The following is a 23047-nucleotide window of genomic DNA, read 5'->3' as shown; positions in this document are numbered from 1 at the left end:
ACCCGGGGGTCCGTGCTCGCTTTCGCAGGGCAAAGACACGGGCCTCCGGTCATGAAGGCAGCCGCGGTGAGGGTCTATCCGGCCCTCACCGTCCGGCCAGCGTAACCCCGGACAATCGGCGTGCAGCAGTAGCCGCATGTTCCGGCCGGGAGGTCCGCCGGACGTACGGCACGACCGGGGAGCAGCTCGCTGGAGACAACCTGCTGCCCCTGCCCCGGGACCTCCCGACCGACGACGACGCGCGCGTCGTGCTCTACACCGGACTCAGCCCGGTCAGCCACATCTTCACGACGACCGTGGAGGACGGCGCGACCGTCGTCGAGGACCTGGTCGACCGGGTTCGGAGTACGCGTCTGCCTCACCCGCACCCCATGGATTTCTGACGCTCGATGCGCACGGAGGGGCCCGCCGGCATCATGCCCAGCCATCTCCAGCGCTCACCGTGAAGGCCGCATCTCCGGGCGGACCGGTCGCTGTAGGCATTGTTCTCGTATAGCTACCGCCAGGCGGCGTGTAGCGCAGTGTTACTGCCGTGGTGCTCGATTCTCAACTGGCCGTCGGAGCCTGGGCTTCGGCCAGTCGGGCGCGCCGCTGCGCGCGTACGCCGGTGCCAGACCTGTCCGGGGCCGACCAGTCCGGCTCGTCCCCGGGGTCCTTCGTCGCCACCTTGGTCACCTGCAGCCCGGCGGCCCAGCCCCGGGTGTGCTGACTCGTATCGCACGTCAGCAACCGAACGTCGCGGCCAGCCAGGCCCTGGATGGCCACCGTCCGGTCAATGATCTCGACATCGGGGCGGTCCAGGCGCACGTGGCCGGGGGGATCGAGGACGATCTCAACGTTGACCCTGCCGCGGGTCTCGCCGTCCTGAACGGTGTGCTCCCCTTCGTGTAGGACCCCGTGCGTGCCGCCCTTGAGGACCCCGTCGAGGAGGCCGAGCGTGTGGGCGGCACGCCAGCGGGCTCGGTGCTTGCTGGCGTCCTTGAGGTCGTCCAGCTCGTCGACCACCACGATCGGAAACAACAGGCGCACGAACTGATAGCGCGGCACGTCGAGCACCTCGTGCAGGTCGACGTCGGCCAGCTTCACCTCGTTCTGGATGTAGAAGCTGGAGTCGGCCACGGCGAACACCTCCCGCTGGCTCCACCGGCCGATCCGCGTATCCAGCGCGGCCACGGCCGCCTCGAACGCCTCGATCCGTTCGGCGACCTCAAGTTGAACCAGGCCGTTCACGAGGCGCTGCTGGGCGGTCCCGGCGAGCGTGCCGCAGCTGCCCAGGAGCGCCCGGTAGCGGTCGGTGAACACGAGCTGGTCGAGGTCCCGGTCGCTGATCTGGGAGCGCAGCATCCGCGCGGACTCCGTGGCCCACTCCAGATACGTCAGCAGCCCCTCGAAGGCACTGCCGTACGGCCGCTGCAGGTTCATGGCCGTGGTGTGGACGCCGCTGAGGACCTGCCGGATGTTCTCCCGGTCTGCGCCGGGGCGCGGTGTGATGAGCATGCGGTGATCCTGCCAGCGAGGCCAGCTGGTGCGCCTTCGGTTTCCAACGTCGCGGCTCTCTCTTTGCAGACCTGCGCCATGCTCGTCGAACCGCTGGGACCGCATCGCCCCGCCGTGATCCGGCATGGCCGGATCATCGGGACCCGGCCGGGCGGATGACCACCGAGGCCGCCGCCGAGGACGTCGAGCGCCTGGCCGTCGTCGCCGGCTTCTCCGGCGACTGGTCCGGATACTCGCTGCGCAGTGGCTTCGACACCGCCGCCCCAGCCGCCAGCCGGAAACGACCCGCTGGAGATCGCGCGGGGAGGCAGCTCCTGCATGGGCGGGGATCTCGGGTTCCACTCCGGTACTGATGCGACAGCCAAGCGGACGAGTCCGGGGGCCACCTGGACAGGAGGCCCCCGGATGGGAAATTAGAAGGAGAGGTGGCCCAGCAGCCAGGCGACGAAAGTTCCGGCGGCACCGGAGACGACTCCGCCCAAGACGGCGTAGACCAGGGCCAGGCGCTCGGGGCGCGTCAGGCGCTTACGGGACATGGGACCTCCATGGGTCGCGATCAGCAGGTAGGCAGCTGGCCAGCTCGCTCTACACACTCGGCCCCGCACAAAGATCGACTCCCATTGGCGACGAGCGCCCCGCCTGTGGCGGTATCGGTGCTGTTCAGGCTGTACCCGGTACCGGAGCGGGGGATGATGGTGCGATGAGTCGCGACAAGGGGGGCGGGCCCACCAGGCGGCCGCGAAGGCTGGAGCGGGCACGGGTGAAATGGCCGCGTCCGTTAAGGGAGTTAAAAGATCTGCTGTATGAGGCGTACCTGGCGGCGAACGCCCCGAGCCTGGACGACATGACCGCGGACATCGAGGCCGACGACAACCTCTCAGGGGCGCCGAGCCGGGACACCATCAGCCGCATCATCAGCTCCCCGAACCTGCCGCCCAGCCAGGCCGACGCGGTCTCCGTCGCCATGGTGCTTGCCCGCCGCGCCGCGTGGAATGAGGGCGATCTGGCCGCGCGGGTGTGCAAGCTGTGGACCGAGGCCGGGATACACACCCCTGCGGGTCGGCCGATCAGCGAGTTCGACGACCTGCTAGTCCTGGACCATCTGGAGGTGCACCCGGCCCTGGACGTCGGCGCTGCCATCGACAGGCTCGGGACGCTGCCGGCCTACGTCACGCGGCAGTTCGACGCGCGGCTGCGTTCGGTGGTGTCCGCCGCCGAGGGAGGGCAGAGCGGCATCGCGGTCCTGGTCGGCGGATCCTCCACGGGCAAGACCCGGGCCTGCTGGGAGGCGGTGAAGCAACTGCCGGACGGATGGCGGCTGTGGCACCCGATCGAGCCGGACCGCCCCTCAGCGGTAGTCGGGCAGTTGGACCTGGTGGCACCGCAGACCGTGGTGTGGCTCAACGAAGCCCAGTACTACCTCCTCGACCAGGAGCACAGCGCGCAGGTCGCCTCCGGCCTCCGTGAGTTGCTGAACGCCCCCGAGCGCGGCCCGGTGCTGGTCTTGGGCACCATCTGGCCCGAGCAGTGGGACGCACTCACCTATGTCCCCGTTCCCGCGACGGGGCCGGACCCGCACTCGCAGGCCCGTCAACTGGTTATGAACAAGAGCATCACAATCCCCGAGGTCTTCACCGTCGACGAACTGAAGACCGCAGAGGCCACCGCCACCAGCGACCCCCGCCTCGCCGAAGCCCTTCGACACTCGGAGCAGGGGCAGGTCACCCAGTATCTGGCTGGCGTCCCCGCCCTGATCGAGCGGTACCGCACCGCACGCCCGGCGGCGAAAGCGCTGATCGAGGCCGCTATGGACGTCCGCCGCCTCGGTCACGGCCCTGCCCTGTCCCTGGCTCTGCTGGAAGCCGCCGCCGAGGGCTATCTCACCGACACCCAGTGGGACCTGCTGGACGACGACTGGCTCGAACAAGCCCTCGCTCATGTCGCTCGCCCGGTGCGCGGCACCCGCGGCCCGCTGACCCGCATCCGCCACCGACGCGGCCAAGCCGTCCCTGCCCAGCCCCACTACCGCCTCGCCGACTACCTCGAACAACACGGCCGACGTTCCATCGGCACCGTTCCGCTGGCTCCCGACGCCCGCGATGCTCCCGATGTCCCCGTTCCGGCTCACACGTGGGACGCTCTGATTGATCACGGTACCCCCGCAGCCCGCGCATCACTGGCCCGCGCAGCCCACGCCCGTGGTCTCCTCCGGATCGCCATGCACCTCTACCAAGGCGCCGCCGAGGCTGGCGACACCCGTGCGCTGAGACCGGCGGCCGACCTCCTGCGGGTGGCTGACCGGGTGGAGGAAGCGATCGCCTGGTACCAGCGCGGCGCCGAGTCCGGCAACGTTCTCGCCCTGGGATGGGCGGTCTTGTTGCTGACGAGGCGCGGCATGACGGACGAAGCCGTCGCGTGCCACCAGCGTGCTTCCGAGGCAAGTAATCCCGCCCCCTTGGGGATGGACACCCTGCTGGAGAAGATGGAACATATCGAGGCTGCGGATGCCTGGATCCAACGCAACGTCGTCGACGGCGCGAGGGTCACCACGGAGTGGGCCCCCCTGATGTTGAGGGACGACTATGCGTGGTTGGTGCAGAAGCCCACACAGGTAGCCGAAGCCTTGGAGCGGCTGCAGGTCCATGCTGAAGCCGGCAATACCGGCGCCATGACGCTGGCGGTCGATGTGCTGCACGCGGCCGGACGGGTGGAAGAGGGCAGAAGACTGAGGCGGTACGGCTGGGAGCCGAAGGGGTGGATTGCGGAGCGGTGGGAGGTTCCGCTGCCTGCCAGGTGAACCCTGCCCAGCAGACCACAGCCCATGGAACAGCCCCCGACTCTGGCGGTCACTGCTGCCGACGTCGGTGACGGTGCTCTGGAGGTCACCGTCCGTGGGGCGCGAGCGCGGAACGGGCCTGAACGCGCGACCGCCTCCGCTTCGGTTTCGAAACGGGGGCGGCCGTCGTTGGTCGGTTACCAGCCTCGTGCGCGCCACTCCGCGAGGTGGGGCCGCTCCGTGCCGAGGGTGGTGTCGTTGCCGTGGCCGGGGTAGACCCAGGTCTCGTCGGGCAGGACGTCGAATACCTTGGCCTCCAGGCCGTCCATCAGGGAGTTGAACTCCGCCGGCTGTGTTGTCCGTCCAGGGCCGCCCGGGAAGAGACAGTCGCCCGTGAACACGTGCGGGTGTCCGTGCGGGTCGTCGTAGACGAGGGCGATCGAGCCCGGTGTGTGCCCGACCAGGTGGCGCGCGGTGAGTTCCACGTTGCCCACCCTGACCGTGTCGCCGTCCTGCAGAGGGACGTCGGTCGGCACCGGGATGCCGTCGGCGTCGTCCCGGCCCGCGTAGGTACGCGCGCCGGTGGCGGCCACGACCTCGGCGAGGGCCTGCCAGTGGTCTCCGTGCTGATGGGTGGTCACGACGGACGTGATGCCGTCGTCACCGATCAGGGTGAGCAGGGTCGAGGCCTCGTTCGCCGCGTCGATCAGGAGCTGCTCGTCGGTGGCCCGGCAGCGCAGCAGATACGCGTTGTTGTCCATGGGTCCGACCGCGACCTTGGAGATCATCAGGTCTGGCAGCTCGTGCACGTCGGCCGGGCCGCCGACCGTCACCGCTCCGCTGTACGTCATGACGGCAGCCTATAGCGGAGGCAGCGCCGGAAGCCGGTCGCCGCGAACCGTCAGAGCGGAGCCGTCGCGGCGGCCGCAGAGCCAGCCGAGCAGGTCGGCCGCCGGGCCCTGGACCTCGACCGGTCCGCCCCCGGCGCCGCCGCCCGTGGTCCACGACCGGCCGTCGCCGGTGACGAGCGCGGTGGAGGGCACGTCCTCGTGGCCGGCGAACCGCTCCGCGAGGAAGTCGATCTCCCGGGCCACGAACTCCTCCGGCAGATCCTCCAGCTCGTAGCCGATGCCCAGATCCACGTGGTGCAGGTCGACCTCGACCCAGCGCCGGAAGGGCACCCGGGCCGCGGAGTCGGTGACGCCGTTGCGCAGTGCCACGGTGCGGGACCAGTCCGCGGGAGCGGCTCCCGTCCCGTCGAAGCGGGCCGCGCTCTCCCGCAGGTCGGCGAGCTGCGCCTCCAGCGGACGCGGGGCGTCCCGTTCGATGTCGGCGTCCCGGGTGCTCGCGGAGGCGTACATGGGCCGCCCCTCCAGAACGTTCACCAGGGCGTCCGCGTTGCGGGACAGGTGGGCGAGCACATACCCACGGCTCCAGCCGGGAAGCCGTGACGGCTCGGCCACGGCGGCGTTGTCCAGTTTGGTGACAGCGGTGAGCAGTCGTTCCGTCGCGTCACGTACAGACGCCAGGTCGCGCACATGATCCATCATGAGGTCGACCCTAGCCCCGCCACACATTCGGGTGAAGCTGGTCGGCCGCCCCCGTAAATCGAATGCGCGTGCTATAGGCTCGATGGTGGCGTCGGGCATGCTGGAGGGCCCGGGATTGTTGTGAACCAGCGAAAGCAACCGGCGCTGTCAGTGGCTCGCCCTAGTCTGAGAAGACGGGGGCCCGCGGCCCCTGTCACTTCTCTCAAGAAAGGTACGGACCGGCGTGGCCGACCGTCTCATCGTCCGTGGAGCGCGCGAGCACAACCTGAAGAATGTCTCGCTCGACCTCCCGCGCGACTCGCTCATCGTCTTCACGGGCCTGTCGGGGTCGGGCAAGTCCTCCCTCGCCTTCGACACGATCTTCGCCGAGGGCCAGCGGCGCTACGTGGAGTCCCTGTCCTCGTACGCCCGGCAGTTCCTCGGCCAGATGGACAAGCCGGACGTGGACTTCATCGAAGGTCTCTCCCCGGCCGTCTCCATCGACCAGAAGTCGACCTCGCGCAACCCGCGCTCGACGGTCGGCACCATCACCGAGGTCTACGACTACCTCCGGCTGCTCTTCGCGCGCATCGGCAAGCCGCACTGCCCCGAGTGCCGCCGTCCCATCTCCCGCCAGTCGCCGCAGGCCATCGTCGACAAGGTGCTGGAGCTCCCGGAGGGGAGCCGCTTCCAGGTCCTGTCGCCGCTGGTGCGCGAGCGCAAGGGAGAGTTCGTCGACCTCTTCGCCGACCTCCAGACCAAGGGGTACAGCCGGGCCCGGGTCGACGGCGAGACGATCCAGCTCAGCGAGCCGCCGACCCTGAAGAAGCAGGAGAAGCACACCATCGAGGTGGTCATCGACCGTCTCACCGTGAAGGACTCCGCCAAGCGCCGTCTCACCGACTCCGTGGAGACCGCCCTCGGACTGGCCGGCGGCATGGTCGTGCTCGACTTCGTCGACCTTCCCGAGGACGACCCCGACCGCGAGCGCATGTACTCGGAGCACCTGTACTGCCCCTACGACGACCTCTCCTTCGAGGAGCTGGAGCCCCGCTCCTTCTCCTTCAACTCGCCGTTCGGCGCCTGCCCCGAGTGCTCGGGCATCGGCACGCGCATGGAGGTCGACCCCGAGCTGATCGTCCCGGACGAGGACAAGTCCCTGGACGAGGGCGCCATCCACGCCTGGTCGCACGGACACACCAAGGACTACTTCGGCCGGCTGATCGGCGCCCTCGCGGACGCGCTGGGCTTCCGGACCGACATCCCGTTCGCCGGGCTGCCGCAGCGCGCCAAGAAGGCCCTGCTCTACGGTCACAAGACGCAGATCGAGGTCCGCTACCGCAACCGGTACGGCCGCGAGCGCGTGTACACCACGCCCTTCGAGGGGGCCGTCCCCTTCGTCAAGCGGCGCCACAGCGAGTCCGAGAGCGACGCCAGCCGCGAGCGCTTCGAGGGCTACATGCGCGAGGTGCCCTGTCCCACCTGTGAGGGCACGCGTCTGAAGCCGCTGGTCCTCGCGGTCACGGTCATGGAGAAGTCCATCGCCGAGGTCGCCGCCATGTCCATCAGCGACTGCGCCGACTTCCTCGGGAGGCTGAAGCTCAACGCCCGCGACAAGAAGATCGCCGAGCGCGTCCTGAAGGAGGTCAACGAACGGCTGCGCTTCCTGGTCGACGTGGGCCTCGACTATCTGTCGCTGAACCGCGCGGCCGGCACCCTCTCCGGCGGCGAGGCCCAGCGCATCCGCCTGGCCACCCAGATCGGTTCCGGACTCGTCGGCGTCCTGTACGTCCTCGACGAGCCCTCCATCGGTCTGCACCAGCGTGACAACCACCGGCTGATCGAGACCCTCGTCCGCCTCCGCGACATGGGCAACACGCTCATCGTCGTCGAGCACGACGAGGACACCATCAAGGTCGCCGACTGGGTCGTCGACATCGGTCCCGGCGCGGGTGAGCACGGCGGCAAGGTCGTGCACAGCGGCCCCTTGAAGGAGCTGCTCGCCAACACCGAGTCGATGACCGGTCAGTACCTCTCGCGCAAGCGACAGATCCCGACCCCGGACATCCGCCGCCCCGCCGACCCGGGCCGCAGGCTCACGGTGCACGGCGCCCGCGAGAACAACCTCCGGGACATCGACGTGTCCTTCCCGCTGGGCGTCCTCACCGCCGTCACCGGTGTATCGGGTTCCGGCAAGTCGACCCTGGTCAACGACATCCTGTACACGCACCTGGCCCGCGAGCTGAACGGCGCGAGGAACGTGCCGGGGCGCCACACACGCGTGGACGGCGACGACCTCGTCGACAAGGTCGTGCACGTCGACCAGTCGCCGATCGGCCGCACTCCCCGTTCCAACCCGGCGACGTACACCGGAGTCTTCGACCACGTCCGCAAGCTGTTCGCCGAGACCACCGAGGCGAAGGTGCGGGGCTATCTGCCCGGCCGCTTCTCCTTCAACGTCAAGGGCGGCCGCTGCGAGAACTGCTCCGGCGACGGCACCATCAAGATCGAGATGAACTTCCTGCCGGACGTGTACGTCCCCTGCGAGGTCTGCCACGGGGCGCGCTACAACCGGGAGACCCTGGAGGTCCACTACAAGGGCAAGTCCATCTCCGAGGTCCTGGACATGCCCATCGAGGAGGCGCTCGCCTTCTTCGAGGCGGTGCCCGCGATCGCCCGTCACCTCAGGACGCTCAACGACGTCGGCCTCGGCTACGTCAGGCTCGGCCAGTCCGCGCCGACGCTGTCCGGCGGTGAGGCGCAGCGCGTCAAGCTCGCCAGCGAGCTCCAGAAGCGCTCCACCGGCCGTACCGTGTACGTCCTCGACGAGCCGACCACCGGTCTGCACTTCGAGGACATCAGCAAGCTCATCACGGTGCTGTCCGGTCTGGTCGACAAGGGCAACACGGTCATCGTCATCGAGCACAACCTCGATGTCATCAAGACCGCGGACTGGGTCATCGACATGGGACCCGAGGGTGGCAACGGCGGTGGTCTCGTGATCGCCGAGGGCACGCCCGAGGAGGTCGCCGGCGTTCCGGCCAGCCACACGGGCAAGTTCCTGCGCGAGATTCTCGGCGCCGACCGGATCAGCGACGCCGCTCCCGTGAAGGCCCCGCGCAAGACGGTCGCCAAGAAGACGGTCGCCGCCGGGACGACGGCGAGGAAGACGGCCACCAAGACCGTCAACAACACGGCCACCAAGAAGGCGGCCGCGGCGAAGAAGACCGCCACGACGGCGGCCAAGAAGGCGGCTCCCGCGAAGAAGACCACGCGGGCCCGAAAGGCCTGACCCGGCCGGTCCGGCACACCGGTTCGGCACAACCGACCGGCACACCGGACCGGTTCGGCCCTGTCTCGACAGGCGGCGCCCCGCGGGAAACCCCGTGGGGCGCCGCCTGTTGAGAATCCGGCCTATAGATCGCCGAGTTCGCGGGCGTACGGCGGTTCCGCTCCGGCGCGGGAGCAGGTGACCGCCGCGGCGCGGGCCGCGAAGCGCAGAAGCTCGGTCCAGCCCTGGGGGCCCAGTTCCGTCAGTGCGGTCGGGGACAGGGCGTCCCGGGCGGCAAGGCCGTGCAGCAGCGCCGCGTTCACGGTGTCGCCGGCACCGATGGTGTCCACCACGTCCACCGGTTCGCCGGGCACGGAGTGGACCGCGCCGTCCCGGGTGAACGCGGTGAGACCGTCGCCGCCCCGGGTGATCACCACCGCCGCGGGACCGGCGGCCAGCCATGTGCGCGGGGTGCCGCCGAGCCACCGGGCGTCGTCCTCGGACAGCTTGAGCAGGGACACCGACGGGAGCCAGCTCCTGAACCGGGCACGGTAGGCGTCCGGGTCGGGGATCAGCCCGGCCCGGATGTTCGGGTCGAGCGCGGTGAAGACGTTCTGCGCCGCGGCGGTCCGCATCAGCTCCTCGTACGCGCTCGCGCCCGGCTCCAGGACGAGTGAACAGGTCCCGAAGGACACCGCCCTCGCCCCGTCGGGGAGTTGGTCCGGGGCGGCGAAGAGACGGTCCGCCGTGCCCTCGACGTAGAAGGAGTACGCGGCCGAGCCGTCCGTCCCGATCGTGGCGACGGCCAGCGTCGTCGGTTCACCGCCGCGCCGCACGGACGACACGTCGACGCCCGCGTTCACGAGTCCGTCCAGGAGGGCCTGGCCGAACGCGTCGTGGGAGACGCGGGAGCAGAACGCCGTGGGGGAGCCGAGGCGGCCGAGCGCCACCGCCGTGTTGTAGGGGCCGCCGCCCAGCCGGGGCAGCAGTCCCGCCAGGGCGCCGGAGTCCTGCGGCACCAGATCGATCAGGGCCTCACCGGCGACGACGATCACGACTCGGATCCTTTCCTCGGTATCTCGTTCTCGGAGCGTTCGGAGCGTTCGGAGCGTTCGGAGCGTTCGGTACGTACCGTGGTCGCGGGGCAGCCGCACGAGGTGCGGTGGACGAAGGCGCAGGGAAGCCGGACGGTGCGGCTCTCCAGATGCGGGGACGCCAGCCGTTCCAGGAGCAGCCGGACGGCCGTGGCCCCGATCTCCTTGCTCGGCTGGGCGATCACGGTGAGCCTCGGCGTGAACAGATCCGCCCAGGAGAAGTCGTCGAAACAGCACAGCGCCACGTCGCCCGGCACGGACAGACCCCGGTCGCGCAGGGCCCGCAGCGCGCCGACGGTCATGGCGTTGTTCGCGGTCACGAGCGCGCTCGGCGCCGCGCCGAGCGACAACAGCCGGTGGGTGGCCTCCTCGGCGGCTTCCGCGCGGGAGTCGCCGTGCGCCACGAGCCGTTCGTCGTCGGGGAGTCCGGCCCGCGCGAGGCCGTGCCGGTAGCCGGTGATCCGCTCCGCCGTCGTGCTGAGTCCGGGAAGGCCCGCGACCAGTCCGATACGCCGGTGGCCCCGCTCGGCGAGGTGGGTCACCAGGCTCGCCATGGGGGCGGTGTTCTCGGCGCACACCTGGTCGTGGCGGAAGCCGCTTCCGGCGGGAGCGTCCACGAGCCGGTCCAGGAAGACGGTGGGTACGTCGTGCTGCTCCAGGTAGCGCAGGAGCGCGTCAGGAGCAGCCGACGGCGCGATGATCATTCCGTCCACGCGCCGTTCGTGGAGCAGTTGGACGACCTTGCGCTCGTGCCCGGGGTCGTCGTGCGGATCCGCGATCAGCAGGCCGTAGCCGTGTTCGAGGGCTCCGGCCTCGACGCCCTGGAGGATCTCCGTGAAGAAGGGGTTGCTGATCGCCGACACCGCGAGCCCGATGGACCGCGTACGGGAGGTGACGAGTGAACGGGCGAGGGTGTTGTGCGTGTAGCCCAGCTCGTCGATCGCGTCGAGCACGGCCTGGCGGGTCCCGGGCAGCACCGGACGGGTGTCGTTGAGGACGTGTGAGACGGTCGCGATGGACACGCCCGCCCGCCGGGCCACATCGGCCATCGTCGCCATGGCGCTTCCTCCCTGAGTCCCGGTCGCTCGCCCGTGAAGCGGACCCGGTGCCGACCGGTGCTCGGAGCCCGGACGCCGGACCGCGAAAGGGACGGTACCCGCAGCTCGCCGGTGAACATATCCCATCCGACGGCTCGCGTAAACGCTTACGCATACGTTTGCGCAAGCGTTTACGTCCCCGAGCCGCACGGGCCGGCCCCCGCAACGGGCGGAATGATCTGTACCGGTATGGTCGGTGTACGCCGCCGCCGCCGTGTCAGCCCCGGCGTCGTCGGCGGAGTGTCCGCCGGCACCCTCGACCAGTGGAGATGCCATGTCCGGCCGTCCGTCCGCGAGCCGTCGTACCGTCCTGCGGGGAGCGGCGCTCACCCCGGTCGCCGGGCTCGGCCTCGCCGCGTGCTCCGGCGGCAGCGGCGGCGGGACCCCCGCCACGCCGACCGCTCCCGTCGTCCTCGGCGCGGCGAGCGACGTCTCCAAGGGCGGTGCCGAGCTGTACGAGGACCACAATGTCGTGGTCAGCCGTGCCGAGGACGGTTCGCTCAAGGCGTTCAGCTTGATCTGCACGCACGCCGGGTGCGCCATCAACAAGCTCCAGGGCACGACCCTCGTGTGCCCGTGTCACGGCAGCGAGTTCGACGCCGAGACCGGCAAGGTGCTGAGGGCACCGGCCACCGTGCCGCTCCACGCGTTGTCCGTCGAGGAGCAGAACGGGAACATCGTCGCGGGGCCGGGCGCCTGAGACCGGGGTACGGACCCGGCCCGGCCGGAGGCCGCACCCGGCGCGTGGCGGGGGACCGCACCGGACCGGAGGCCGCACCCGGCGCTCGGCAGGGGCTGCGGCCGGCCGGTCACTCCCAGTCCCAGCCGATCCCGACGATCCCCGACCGTACGCGCGGCTCGACCAGGTGCACCGAGCGGTGCCGGCCGCTCAGCGGCAGTTCCTGCCGGCCGCTGCGGGGCGCGGCGGCCGAGTGCTGGGTGAAGCGGTGACAGCGCACGGGCAGCGCGGCCTCGGCGAAGTGCACCTGGAGCGCGTACTGTCCGCCGGCGAAGCCGAACCCGCGGACGTACTCGCTGGACGCCCCGGCCGTGCCGTCCTCGACGGCGTAGCGGAAGAGGAACGTCTCGCCCGCCCGCAGCCGGGTGTCGAAGAGCAGTTCCGCGACGAGGACGCCGGTCTCGCGGTGCCAGCGCACCCGTCCCGTGCGGCAGTTCTCCAGCGCCCGGACCGTCGTCCGCTCCGGTGCGCATCCGGGGTCGCCGTGATGGATGGCGACATAGCGGTCCACACCGTCCTTGTGTGCGCGCACGATGTGGTGCGACTCGCGGCCCAGCAGTTCGCGACGTGCGCCTATGCGCACCCGTTCGTGATGGCCGAGGGTGTGCAGACCGCCGTCGAGGGGGGACTCCAGTTCGGCCAGCAGCCGTTCCAGGACACCGGAGGCCTCGACGAGTGAGCGGTAGGAACGCCCTGTGGGCCGTTCCGGATCGGAGCGCTCCTCGGCCTCGGCCAGAAGTCTGATCAGAGACTCGTCGGGCAGTTGGAGGATCTCCTCCAGGGCGCGGACGGCTCTCAGCGACTCGGGGCGCTGGGGGCGGCGGGCGCCCTGCTGCCAGTAACTCAGGCTCGTCACACCGACTCTGACGCCGTATCGCGAAAGATGGTGCTGCACGCGCTGCAGCGGCAGCCCGCGGGCGGTGATCGCTGCGCGCAGTGCGACATGGAAGGGGCCGCCCCGCAGGGCCGTTTCCAGTTCCGCCGTGGCGACGTCCGCGTGCTGTGTGCCGGTCCGCATGCAGGGGCCTTTCTGTGGATGTTCACTACGGCTGGTCAGGCCGTGAGAGCGGTTCATCGGCGCCGCCCGGTGGGCGCGCGGGGGCTGTACACGCGCGGGTTTCGCCGTTCACGCCCCGAGTTCCCCCGCATTGAAGCGTGTTGACCAAGCCCCGACAACACCTGATGCTCAACATGGCTCACCGCAGCCCCCCGGACGCGCTCCGTCCCTCCTGGGCCCCCACTCAGGCGCCCATCACCACGTCACGCGGGTGGCCGGAAACGGCGCATCCCGGGAGCCGCACGCGGAGCGCGGGGCCGGTCGCGGACGGGCCGGGGACGCCGGGACCGGGCGTGTCCCGCGGGCCCCGCTTCGACGTGGCGGCCGGCGCGGCGAGGTTTTCCACAGGCGTGCCGGGAGCCGGCCGCGCTGTCGGCCCGCGCCAGTAGGGTGTGTGACATGGCCGACCCCTCCAGCTACCGCCCCAAGCCGGGACAGATCCCGGACTCCCCAGGGGTGTACAAATTCCGCGACGAGCACCGCCGGGTGATCTACGTCGGAAAGGCGAAGAGCCTGCGGCAGCGCCTGGCGAGCTACTTCCAGGACCTGGCGAATCTCCACCCGCGCACCCGGACGATGGTCACCACGGCCGCGTCGGTGGAGTGGACGGTCGTGTCCACGGAGGTCGAGGCCCTTCAGCTCGAGTACTCCTGGATCAAGGAGTACGACCCCCGGTTCAACGTGAAGTACCGCGACGACAAGAGCTACCCCCACCTCGCGGTGACGATGAACGAGGAGTTCCCGCGCGTGCAGGTGATGCGCGGGGCCAAGAAGAAGGGCGTCCGCTACTTCGGTCCGTACGGGCACGCGTGGGCCATCCGCGACACCGTCGACCTGCTGCTGCGCGTCTTCCCGGTCCGCACCTGCTCCGCCGGAGTCTTCAAGAACGCCTCCCGCACCGGCCGGCCCTGCCTCCTGGGCTACATCGGCAAGTGCTCCGCCCCGTGCGTCGGCCGGGTCTCGCCCGAGGAGCACCGCGACCTGGCCGAGGAGTTCTGCGACTTCATGGCGGGCCGTACGGGGACGTACATCCGCCGGCTGGAACAGCAGATGACGGAAGCCGCCGAGGAGATGGAGTACGAGCGGGCGGCCCGGCTGCGCGACGACATCGAGGCGCTGCGGAAGGCCATGGAGAAGAACGCGGTCGTCCTCGCGGACGCGACCGACGCCGACCTCATGGCCCTCGCCGAGGACGAGCTGGAAGCCGCGGTACAGATCTTCCATGTGCGTGGCGGACGGGTGCGCGGCCAGCGCGGCTGGGTCACGGACAAGGTGGAGGCGGTCACCACGGGTGACCTCGTCGAGCACGCGCTCCAGCAGCTCTACGGCGAGGAGACGGGCGACTCCGTCCCCAAGGAGGTGCTCGTCCCGGCGCTGCCCGAACCCGTGGAACCGGTCCAGGAATGGCTCACCGCCCGCCGCGGATCGAACGTGTCGCTCCGCATACCGCAGCGCGGCGACAAGAAGGCGCTCATGGAGACCGTGCAGCGCAACGCCCTCCAGGCGCTCGCCCTGCACAAGACCCGGCGTGCCTCCGACCTGACCACGCGCTCGCGCGCCCTGGAGGAGATCGCCGAGGCGCTCGACCTGGACAGCGCGCCGCTGCGGATCGAGTGTTACGACATCTCGCACCTCCAGGGCGACGACGTGGTGGCCTCGATGGTCGTCTTCGAGGACGGGCTCCAGCGCAAGGGCGAGTACCGGCGCTTCCAGATCAAGGGCTTCGCCGGCCAGGACGACGTCCGCTCCATGCACGAGGTGATCACCCGCCGCTTCAGGCGCTACCTCGTCGAGAAGGAGAAGACGGGGGAGTGGGCGGACGGCGAGGACACCGTGCCGGGAGCCGCGGAGATCCTGGCCGACGGGACCCCGCACACCGGGAGCGCCCTCGCGGAGGACGACGGCCGGCCCAAGCGCTTCGCCTACCCGCCGCAGCTCGTCGTCGTCGACGGCGGCCGGCCGCAGGTAGCCGCCGCCCGGCGGGCCCTCGACGAGCTCGGCATCGACGACATCGCCGTCTGCGGGCTCGCCAAGCGCCTGGAGGAGGTGTGGCTGCCCGGCGAGGACGACCCCGTGGTCCTGCCGCGCAGCAGTGAGGGCCTGTATCTGCTCCAGCGGGTACGGGACGAGGCCCACCGCTTCGCGATCACCTACCAGCGCGCCAAGCGGGCCAAACGCTTCAGGTCGGGCCCGCTGGACGACGTGCCGGGCCTGGGTGAGTCCCGCAAGCAGGCACTGATCAAACACTTCGGCTCCGTGAAGAAGCTCCGGTCCGCGACGATCGACCAGATCTGCGAGGTCCCCGGCGTGGGGCGGAAGACGGCGGAGACCATCGCCGTGGCCCTCGCCCAGGCGGCTCCCGCGGCGCCCGCCGTGAACACGGCCACCGGAGAGATCATGGAAGACGACGAACACGTGGCGCCCGAGACGACGGCGGGCCCCGCGGAGGAGCCCGTGACCGCGGGCGCCTCGGACGAGCGACGGGGGCAGGAGACATGACCGAGAACGACGCGCGCGAAGAGGAACGTCCGGCGCAGGGCCGGGAAACACACAGCGAAGCAGGCGAAGATCACGCGGAGCGTGAAGCGCCGAAGGAAGACGGAGCACAGGTGGGTACGGGCATCGAGACGGCCGCGGCGGGAGCCGCGGACGCCGTCATCCCCGAGTTGGTGATCATCTCCGGCATGTCCGGAGCCGGCCGGTCCACGGCCGCCAAGTGTCTGGAGGACCTCGGCTGGTTCGTCGTCGACAACCTGCCGCCCGCCCTGATCCCCACCATGGTGGAGCTCGGCGCCCGCTCCCAGGGCAACGTGGCACGGATCGCCGTCGTCGTCGACGTACGCGGCCGGCGGTTCTTCGACAACCTTCGCGAATCCCTCGCCGACCTGGAGTCCAGGAACGTCACCCGGCGGATCGTCTTCCTGGAGTCCTCCGACGAGGCACTGGTGCGCCGCTTCGAGTCGGTGCGCCGGCCGCACCCCCTCCAGGGCGACGGCCGCATCGTGGACGGGATCGCCGCCGAGCGCGAGCTGCTGCGCGAGCTGCGCGGTGACGCCGACCTGGTCATCGACACCTCCAGCCTGAACGTGCACGAGCTGCGCGCCAAGATGGACGCCCAGTTCGCGGGCGAGGAGGAGCCCGAGCTGCGGGCCACCGTCATGTCCTTCGGCTTCAAGTACGGCCTCCCGGTCGACGCCGACCTGGTCGTGGACATGCGCTTCCTGCCGAACCCGCACTGGGTCCCCGAGCTGCGCCCCTTCACCGGCCTGAACGAAGAGGTCTCGGCCTACGTCTTCAACCAGCCCGGCGCCAAGGAGTTCCTCGACCGTTACGCCGAGCTGCTCCAGCTCATCGCCGCCGGATACCGGCGCGAGGGCAAGCGTTATGTGACCATCGCCGTCGGCTGCACCGGCGGCAAGCACCGCTCGGTGGCGACCGCCGAGAAGCTCGCCGCCCGCCTCGCCTCCCAGGGCGTGGAGACCGTGCTCGTCCACCGGGACATGGGGCGCGAGTGACCGGACGTACTGCCCTGCGGCTGAGCCGGCTGCGCCGGGAGACCCCCGGGGACCGAGCCGGCCGGCCGGCTGTGGCGCGCGGCGCCAAGCCGCGCCGCCGCGGCGCACAGCCCAAGGTCGTCGCCCTCGGCGGCGGCATGGGGCTGTCCGCCTCGCTCGCCGCGCTGCGCCGGATCACCGGCGACCTCACCGCCGTCGTCACCGTGGCCGACGACGGCGGCTCCAGCGGACGCCTGCGCGACGAGCTGGGCGTCCTGCCGCCCGGTGATCTGCGCAAGGCGCTGGCGGCGCTGTGCGGCGACGACGACTGGGGCCAGACCTGGGCCCGCGTCATCCAGCACCGCTTCCAGTCCAAGGGCGACCTGCACGAACACGCGGTCGGCAATCTGCTGATCGTCGCTCTGTGGGAGCAGCTCGGGGATCATGTCCAGGCCCTCGACCTGGTCGGCAAGCTGCTCGGCGCGCACGGCCGGGTGCTGCCCATGTCCGCCGTGCCGCTGGAGCTCCAGGCCCGGGTCAAGGGGCACGACCCCGACCGGCCGGACGAGATCGGCACCGTCCGGGGCCAGGCGAACGTGGCGCTCACCCCGGGCGAAGTCCAGTCCGTGCTCGTCGTACCGCACGATCCGCCGGCCGTGCCCGAGGCCGTGGCCGCGGTCCTCGACGCGGACTGGGTGGTTCTCGGCCCCGGCTCCTGGTTCTCGTCGGTCATCCCGCATCTTCTGGTGCCCGAACTCCTGGACGCCCTGAGCCAGACCAGAGCCCGCCGGGTACTCTCCCTGAACCTCGCACCGCAGCCCGGAGAAACCGAAGGCTTCTCCCCGCAGCGTCATTTGGAGGTTTTGGGACGACACGCCCCTAAACTCGCCCTGGACGTGGTGCTGGCCGACGAGGCTGCCGTGCCCGACCGCGAGTCACTCGCCGATGCCGCCAAGCGGTTCGGCGCCGCGGTCGAGCTGGCGCCGGTGGCCAGGCCCGATGGATCTCCGCGGCACGATCCGGAGCTGTTGGCCGCCGCGTACGACCGTATTTTTCGGATGCATGGAAGGATCGGCCCATGGCGATGACGGCAGCGGTGAAGGACGAGATCTCCCGGCTCCCCGTCACCCGGACCTGCTGCAGGAAGGCGGAGGTCTCCGCCGTCCTGCGGTTCGCCGGCGGCCTCCACCTGGTGAGCGGCCGGATCGTGATCGAGGCGGAGCTGGACACCGCGATGGCGGCGCGCCGCCTGAAGCGGGACATTCTCGAGATCTTCGGCCACAGTTCCGAACTGATCGTGATGGCGCCCGGCGGACTGCGCCGCGGTTCGCGTTACGTGGTGCGGGTCGTCGCGGGCGGTGACCAGCTCGCCCGGCAGACAGGGCTCGTGGACGGGCGGGGACGCCCGATCCGCGGACTGCCGCCGCAGGTGGTCTCGGGGGCCACCTGCGACGCCGAGGCCGCCTGGCGCGGGGCCTTCCTGGCCCACGGCTCGCTCACCGAGCCCGGCCGTTCCTCGTCCCTCGAGGTGACCTGCCCGGGACCGGAGGCCGCGCTCGCGCTCGTCGGTGCCGCCCGCCGGCTCTCGATCGCGGCGAAGGCCCGCGAGGTGCGCGGTGTCGACCGGGTCGTCGTCCGCGACGGTGACGCGATCGGCGCGCTGCTGACCCGCCTCGGCGCGCACGAGTCGGTGCTGGCCTGGGAGGAGCGGCGGATGCGCCGCGAGGTCCGCGCCACGGCGAACCGGCTCGCCAACTTCGACGACGCCAACCTGCGCCGCTCGGCGCGCGCCGCCGTCGCCGCCGGCGCCCGTGTCCAGCGCGCCCTGGAGATCCTCGCGGACGAGGTGCCGGAGCACCTGGCCGCCGCCGGACGGCTGCGCATGGAGCACAAGCAGGCCTCCCTGGAGGAGCTGGGCGCGCTCGCCGACCCGCCGCTGACGAAGGACGCCGTCGCGGGCCGTATCCGCCGGCTGCTGGCGATGGCCGACAAGCGGGCGCAGGACCTCGGGATCCCCGGGACGGAGTCGAGTCTGTCCGAGGAGATGGCGGACAACCTCGCGGGCTGACCCGGATCGCGGGGCGGCGTGAGAGACGTGCGCGAGTTCCGGACGTGCGCGGGTGATGTGAAATACCTGCCGGAAAATCTGACAGAAGCTCAATATGCCGGCGCCGATGCCCTCTTGGGAGATCGGCGCCGGCTTCTGTCGGCCCGTGAGGCGCCCTTGACTTGACCTTGAAGTGTCATGAGCCTGGCATCCGTTCGCTGCTGTGGCGGACCCGTGCAAGGGGGACTCATGAGACGAAGAGCGAGCGCGATCCTCGCTACCGGCGCGCTCCTGCTGGGCGGTGCGGCCGTGGCGCCGGTCGCCCGGGCGCAGGAGGGCAGTTCACCCAAGCCCGACGCGAACGCCGTGAAGGTGTTCCGCGCGGAGGTCACGAAACAGCAGGTACCCCTGCTGCTCGCGGCCGGCCAGGACAGTCACGAGCTCGGCGACACGACCTGGAAGAACGGCAAAAGCACGGTCGAGGTCTACGTCACCGACCAGCAGGCGAAGAAGCTGGAGAAGCAGGGCGTCGACCTCACCGAGCACACCCTGTCGGCCAAGGCCGAGGACCGGGTCGCCGACGCCGCCCAGGGGGTGTTCCGCCCCTACAGCGGGAAGGGCAACCTCCAGGAGGAGATCGTCGGGACGGGCCGGGCGAACCCCGGCCTGACCAAGGTCGTCTCCATCGGCAAGACCCTGAACGGCCAGGACATCCTCGCGCTGAAGCTGACCAAGGGCGCAAGGAAGACCAAGGACGGCTCCAAGCCGTCGGTGCTGTACATGTCCAACCAGCACGCGCGCGAGTGGATCACGCCCGAGATGACGCGGCGGCTGATGCACTATTACCTGGACAACTACTCCACGGACAAGCGCGTCAAGAAGATCGTCGACTCCACCGAGCTGTGGTTCGTCCTGTCGGCCAACCCCGACGGCTACGACTACACCTTCAAGGACGCCGACACCCGCCAGTGGCGCAAGAACCTGCGGGACGTGAACGGCGACGGTGTCATCTCCACCGGTGACGGCGTCGACCTCAACCGCAACTTCGCCTACAAGTGGGGCTACGACGACGAGGGTTCGTCCCCCAACCCCACCAGTGAGACCTACCGGGGCGCGAGCCCCGGGTCCGAGCCCGAGACCAGGGCGCTCGACGCCTTCGAGAAGCGCGTCGGCTTCACGTACGGGATCAACTACCACTCCGCCGCCGAACTGCTGCTCTACGGAGTGGGCTGGCAGGTGGCGACGCCGACACCGGACGACGTGCTCTACAAGTCGCTCGCCGGAACGCCCGAGAAGTCCGCGATCCCGGGCTATCACCCGCAGGTCTCCTCGGAGCTCTACACCACCAACGGCGAGGCGGACGGCCACGCCGGCAACGTCAACGGCACGGCGATGTTCACCCCCGAGATGTCGACCTGTGAGACCGCCTCGGACCTCGACCCGAACGACGCCTGGAACGCCGCGGACTGCGCCTCGGTCTTCACCTTCCCGGACGACGAGAAGCTGATCGAGCAGGAATTCGAGAAGAACGTCCCGTTCGCGCTCTCCGTCGCCGAGAGCGCGGCCCACCCCGACCGGCCCTCCTCCTCGGTCGGCCTCGACGCACCCGACTTCACCCCGTCCGCCTTCACGACGTCGTACGCCCGTGGCGCGGACCAGAAAGTCTCCGTCGTCGTCCGCAGGTCCGTACGCGACAAGAAGCTCAAGTACCGCGTCAACGGCGGCCGTACGCACGACACGGCGCTCAGGGCCTGGCGGGGCGGCGAGACCTACGGCGGCACGGACAACCTCTACTTCGACGAGTACCGCGCCAAGGTCGAGGACGCCGGCCCCGGCGACACGGTCGAGGTCTGGTTCACCGGCGAGACCAGAAGCGGGAAGCCCACCTCCAGCACCCGCTTCACGTACACCGTGGCCCAGCGGCCGCGCGCCGACGTGCTCGTGGTCGCCGAGGAGGGCGCGGCCGCCACACAGGCGCAGACCTACGTCGACGCGCTGAAGGCCGACGGAAAGAAGGCCCTCGTCTGGGACGTCGCCACCCAGGGCGCGCCGGACGCGCTCGGCGTGCTCGGCCACTTCGGCACGGTCGTCCACTACACCGGCGCCCCGCGGCCCGGCAACGCCACCCAGCTCCAGCTCCGCGCCTACCTCAACGAGGGCGGCAAGCTGGTCGAGGCGGGCGAACTGGCCGGCGGCAGCGTCGACCTCGGCGGCGGCACCCTCTCGAACGACTTCAGCCAGTACTACCTGGGCGCCTACTCCCGTACGTCCACACCCGGAGCCAAGGGCTTCACCGGCTCCGGCGGGCTCGAGGGCACCACCGGAACCCTCGGTGACGCGCCCGGCAACCCGCTGAACGCCGCGGGCACCTACGGCGTCACCTCGGACTCGCTCTCCCCGGCGCAGTACCCGCAGTTCGCCTCCGGTGCGGGAGCGGGGCAGTTCAGCGGGACCGTGAACCCGTACGGGCCGTACGAGGGCTCGTACATGGCCGCCGCCGTGCACACCGACGACGCCTACAAGCGGCTGACCCGCACCATCGACCTCACCGGCGTCACCGCCGCCGACAAGCCGACGCTGCGCTCCCAGATGCTGTGGGACACCGAGCCCGGCTACGACCACGCGGTCGTCGAGGTCCACACGACCGGGGCCGAGGACTGGACCACCCTCCCCGAGGCGGGCGGCGCCAGCTCGGCCACCGTCCCGACCGAGTGCGAGGCCGGCTTCCTCGCCCGGGAACACCCGTGGATCAAGCACTATCTGACCGTGAGCGCGGCGGGTTGCACCGCCACGGGTTCCAGCGGGCAGTGGAACAGCCTGACCGGCGCGTCCAGCGGCTGGCAGCCGGTCGCCTTCGACCTGAGCGCGTACGCAGGCCGGTCGATCGAGGTGTCGATCGGCTACATCACCGACCCGAGCACGGGCGGCCACGGCGTCCTCGTCGACAACACCGCGCTCGTGGTGGGCGGAACCAGCACCGGGACCGAGGGCTTCGAGACCTCCCTCGGCCCCTGGACCGTCGCCGGTCCGCCCGCGGGCAGCCCGGCGGTTCTGCGGGACTGGGCACGCACCGGCGAACTCTTCAGGACATATGGAGCGGTCACCACGGACGACACCGTGCTGCTGGGCTTCGGCCTGGAACACGTCGGCACGGCGGCCGACCGCGCGGCCCTCATCGGGAAGGCACTCTCGGCACTTGACGACTGACGGTCCGTGACAATCGCATGATCGACAAGGGTGATCCGTACCCCTACTGACGGGTACGGATCACCCTGCCGTGTATGGCCGTGGTCGATGTCACTCAGGGGCCTTGGGGGAGGTAGGGTCGGAGGCGGTCGGGGACATCCCATACAAACTCGCCGACACTTGAGTCGGCGTACCTAACGAGGAGATCGGTTCGTGACGATCCGCGTAGGCATCAACGGCTTTGGCCGCATCGGTCGTAACTACTTCCGCGCGCTGCTGGAGCAGGGTGCTGACATCGAGATCGTGGCTGTCAACGACCTGGGTGACACCGCGACCACCGCCCACCTGCTGAAGTACGACACCATTCTGGGCCGCCTCAAGGCCGAGGTCTCGCACACCGCCGACACCATCACCGTCGACGGACACACCATCAAGGTCCTGTCCGAGCGCAACCCCGCCGACATCCCGTGGGGCGAGCTGGGCGTCGACATCGTCATCGAGTCGACCGGCATCTTCACGAAGAAGGCCGACGCCGAGAAGCACATCGCCGGCGGCGCCAAGAAGGTCCTCATCTCGGCTCCGGCCAAGGACGAGGACATCACCATCGTGATGGGTGTCAACCAGGACCAGTACGACCCGGCGAACCACAACATCATCTCCAACGCCTCCTGCACCACCAACTGTGTGGCGCCGATGGCCAAGGTTCTCGACGAGAACTTCGGCATCGTCAAGGGCCTGATGACGACGGTTCACGCGTACACGAACGACCAGCGCATCCTGGACTTCCCGCACTCGGACCTGCGCCGCGCCCGCGCCGCCGCCGAGAACATCATCCCGACCACGACGGGTGCCGCGAAGGCCACCGCCCTGGTCCTCCCGCAGCTCAAGGGCAAGCTGGACGGCATCGCCATGCGCGTCCCGGTCCCGACCGGCTCGGCCACCGACCTGGTCGTGACGCTCCAGCGCGAGGTCACCAAGGACGAGGTCAACGCCGCGTTCAAGAAGGCCTCCGAGGACGGCGCCCTCAAGGGCTTCCTGGCGTACACCGAGGACCCGATCGTCTCCTCGGACATCGTCAGCGACCCGGCGTCCTGCACCTTCGACTCCTCCCTGACCATGGTCCAGGAGGGCAACACGGTGAAAATCCTCGGCTGGTACGACAACGAGTGGGGCTACTCCAACCGCCTCGTCGACCTCACGGTCTTCGTCGGCGGCCAGCTCTAGTTTCCAGAGCAGGCCAGGCTCGCCCGGTACCTGGCG

Annotated in this window: 16 protein-coding genes; 10 read left to right on the top strand and 6 right to left on the bottom strand. The window is 70.2% G+C overall.

All coding sequences use genetic code 11. From position 1 onward, the window contains the following. Positions 1-248: 248 nt before the first annotated feature. Positions 249-383 (top strand): hypothetical protein, encoded by a 135-nt coding sequence (locus tag ACWEBX_RS03105; RefSeq protein ID WP_451883157.1) that lies wholly within the window; start codon positions 249-251, stop codon positions 381-383. Positions 384-546: 163 nt separating this feature from the next. Here ACWEBX_RS03105 and ACWEBX_RS03100 read toward each other — a convergent pair whose 3' ends face one another. Further along, positions 547-1497 carry a PIN domain-containing protein gene (locus ACWEBX_RS03100; RefSeq protein ID WP_451883156.1) on the bottom strand — a complete coding sequence of 317 codons (951 nt, stop codon included), beginning with the start codon at positions 1495-1497 and terminating at the stop codon, positions 547-549. A 700-nt stretch (positions 1498-2197) separates the two neighbouring features. Between ACWEBX_RS03100 and ACWEBX_RS03095 the strand changes: the two genes are divergently transcribed. Continuing rightward, positions 2198-4294 (top strand): hypothetical protein, encoded by a 2097-nt coding sequence (locus ACWEBX_RS03095; protein ID WP_451883155.1) that lies wholly within the window; start codon positions 2198-2200, stop codon positions 4292-4294. A gap of 176 nt (positions 4295-4470) precedes the next feature. Here the strand turns inward: ACWEBX_RS03095 and ACWEBX_RS03090 are convergent, their stop codons facing one another. Beyond that, on the bottom strand, positions 4471-5124 hold the full coding sequence (locus ACWEBX_RS03090) for an MBL fold metallo-hydrolase (protein WP_451883154.1): 654 nt from the start codon (positions 5122-5124) through the stop codon (positions 4471-4473). 9 nt (positions 5125-5133) lie between these two features. Continuing rightward, a complete protein-coding gene (locus ACWEBX_RS03085; protein ID WP_451883153.1) occupies positions 5134-5823 on the bottom strand; it encodes a maleylpyruvate isomerase family mycothiol-dependent enzyme in 690 nt (229 codons plus the stop codon). A gap of 223 nt (positions 5824-6046) precedes the next feature. Between ACWEBX_RS03085 and uvrA the strand changes: the two genes are divergently transcribed. After that, a complete protein-coding gene (gene uvrA / locus ACWEBX_RS03080) occupies positions 6047-9094 on the top strand; it encodes an excinuclease ABC subunit UvrA (RefSeq protein ID WP_451883152.1) in 3048 nt (1015 codons plus the stop codon). Positions 9095-9216: 122 nt separating this feature from the next. Here the strand turns inward: uvrA and ACWEBX_RS03075 are convergent, their stop codons facing one another. Both ACWEBX_RS03075 and ACWEBX_RS03070 read right to left on the bottom strand, forming a co-directional pair. After that, positions 9217-10128 carry a carbohydrate kinase family protein gene (locus ACWEBX_RS03075; RefSeq protein ID WP_451883151.1) on the bottom strand — a complete coding sequence of 304 codons (912 nt, stop codon included), beginning with the start codon at positions 10126-10128 and terminating at the stop codon, positions 9217-9219. Continuing rightward, positions 10125-11225 carry a LacI family DNA-binding transcriptional regulator gene (locus ACWEBX_RS03070; RefSeq protein WP_451883150.1) on the bottom strand — a complete coding sequence of 367 codons (1101 nt, stop codon included), beginning with the start codon at positions 11223-11225 and terminating at the stop codon, positions 10125-10127. The genes ACWEBX_RS03075 and ACWEBX_RS03070 overlap by 4 nt, the downstream gene beginning before the upstream one ends. A gap of 313 nt (positions 11226-11538) precedes the next feature. Between ACWEBX_RS03070 and ACWEBX_RS03065 the strand changes: the two genes are divergently transcribed. Continuing rightward, positions 11539-11964: a Rieske (2Fe-2S) protein gene (locus tag ACWEBX_RS03065; protein WP_451883149.1), complete on the top strand. Its 426-nt coding sequence runs from the start codon at positions 11539-11541 to the stop codon at positions 11962-11964. 109 nt (positions 11965-12073) lie between these two features. On the opposite strand, the gene ACWEBX_RS03060 is transcribed toward ACWEBX_RS03065, so the two are convergent. Beyond that, entirely contained in the window at positions 12074-13021 is a 948-nt protein-coding gene (locus ACWEBX_RS03060) for a hypothetical protein (protein ID WP_451883148.1), read from the bottom strand. 438 nt (positions 13022-13459) lie between these two features. On the opposite strand from ACWEBX_RS03060, the gene uvrC reads away from it, so the two are divergent. The 6 genes from uvrC (at position 13460) to gap (ending at position 23011) form a co-directional block, all read left to right on the top strand. Continuing rightward, positions 13460-15559 carry an excinuclease ABC subunit UvrC gene (gene uvrC, locus ACWEBX_RS03055; protein ID WP_451883147.1) on the top strand — a complete coding sequence of 700 codons (2100 nt, stop codon included), beginning with the start codon at positions 13460-13462 and terminating at the stop codon, positions 15557-15559. Then, positions 15556-16575: an RNase adapter RapZ gene (rapZ, locus tag ACWEBX_RS03050; protein WP_451883146.1), complete on the top strand. Its 1020-nt coding sequence runs from the start codon at positions 15556-15558 to the stop codon at positions 16573-16575. The genes uvrC and rapZ overlap by 4 nt, the downstream gene beginning before the upstream one ends. Then, positions 16572-17642 carry a gluconeogenesis factor YvcK family protein gene (locus ACWEBX_RS03045; RefSeq protein WP_451883145.1) on the top strand — a complete coding sequence of 357 codons (1071 nt, stop codon included), beginning with the start codon at positions 16572-16574 and terminating at the stop codon, positions 17640-17642. The genes rapZ and ACWEBX_RS03045 overlap by 4 nt, the downstream gene beginning before the upstream one ends. Continuing rightward, positions 17633-18622 (top strand): DNA-binding protein WhiA, encoded by a 990-nt coding sequence (gene whiA, locus ACWEBX_RS03040; protein WP_328453718.1) that lies wholly within the window; start codon positions 17633-17635, stop codon positions 18620-18622. Before ACWEBX_RS03045 ends, whiA begins: the two co-directional genes overlap by 10 nt. 228 nt (positions 18623-18850) lie before the next feature. After that, entirely contained in the window at positions 18851-21808 is a 2958-nt protein-coding gene (locus ACWEBX_RS03035) for a M14 family zinc carboxypeptidase (RefSeq protein WP_451883144.1), read from the top strand. 192 nt (positions 21809-22000) lie between these two features. After that, the gene (gene gap / locus ACWEBX_RS03030; protein WP_355774184.1) at positions 22001-23011 is read left to right on the top strand and encodes a type I glyceraldehyde-3-phosphate dehydrogenase; all 1011 of its coding nucleotides are present in this window, start codon (positions 22001-22003) and stop codon (positions 23009-23011) included. Positions 23012-23047: the final 36 nt, after the last annotated feature.

This window comes from Streptomyces sp. NPDC005070 (genome assembly GCF_053600395.1).
The sequence above is the reverse complement of the archived record's forward strand: the minus strand, read 5'-3'. Positions and strand labels throughout refer to the sequence as shown.

What these genes read in the sequence shown, in the direction of transcription:
- ACWEBX_RS03085 (WP_451883153.1), bottom strand. Translation starts at nt 5,823, where the DNA reads ATGATGGATCATGTGCGCGACCTGGCGTCTGTACGTGACGCGACGGAA.
- ACWEBX_RS03095 (WP_451883155.1), top strand. Translation starts at nt 2,198, where the DNA reads ATGAGTCGCGACAAGGGGGGCGGGCCCACCAGGCGGCCGCGAAGGCTG.
- ACWEBX_RS03065 (WP_451883149.1), top strand. Translation starts at nt 11,539, where the DNA reads ATGTCCGGCCGTCCGTCCGCGAGCCGTCGTACCGTCCTGCGGGGAGCG.
- ACWEBX_RS03100 (WP_451883156.1), bottom strand. Translation starts at nt 1,497, where the DNA reads ATGCTCATCACACCGCGCCCCGGCGCAGACCGGGAGAACATCCGGCAG.
- ACWEBX_RS03070 (WP_451883150.1), bottom strand. Translation starts at nt 11,225, where the DNA reads ATGGCGACGATGGCCGATGTGGCCCGGCGGGCGGGCGTGTCCATCGCG.
- rapZ (WP_451883146.1), top strand. Translation starts at nt 15,556, where the DNA reads ATGACCGAGAACGACGCGCGCGAAGAGGAACGTCCGGCGCAGGGCCGG.
- ACWEBX_RS03060 (WP_451883148.1), bottom strand. Translation starts at nt 13,021, where the DNA reads ATGCGGACCGGCACACAGCACGCGGACGTCGCCACGGCGGAACTGGAA.
- ACWEBX_RS03035 (WP_451883144.1), top strand. Translation starts at nt 18,851, where the DNA reads ATGAGACGAAGAGCGAGCGCGATCCTCGCTACCGGCGCGCTCCTGCTG.
- whiA (WP_328453718.1), top strand. Translation starts at nt 17,633, where the DNA reads ATGGCGATGACGGCAGCGGTGAAGGACGAGATCTCCCGGCTCCCCGTC.
- uvrC (WP_451883147.1), top strand. Translation starts at nt 13,460, where the DNA reads ATGGCCGACCCCTCCAGCTACCGCCCCAAGCCGGGACAGATCCCGGAC.
- ACWEBX_RS03090 (WP_451883154.1), bottom strand. Translation starts at nt 5,124, where the DNA reads ATGACGTACAGCGGAGCGGTGACGGTCGGCGGCCCGGCCGACGTGCAC.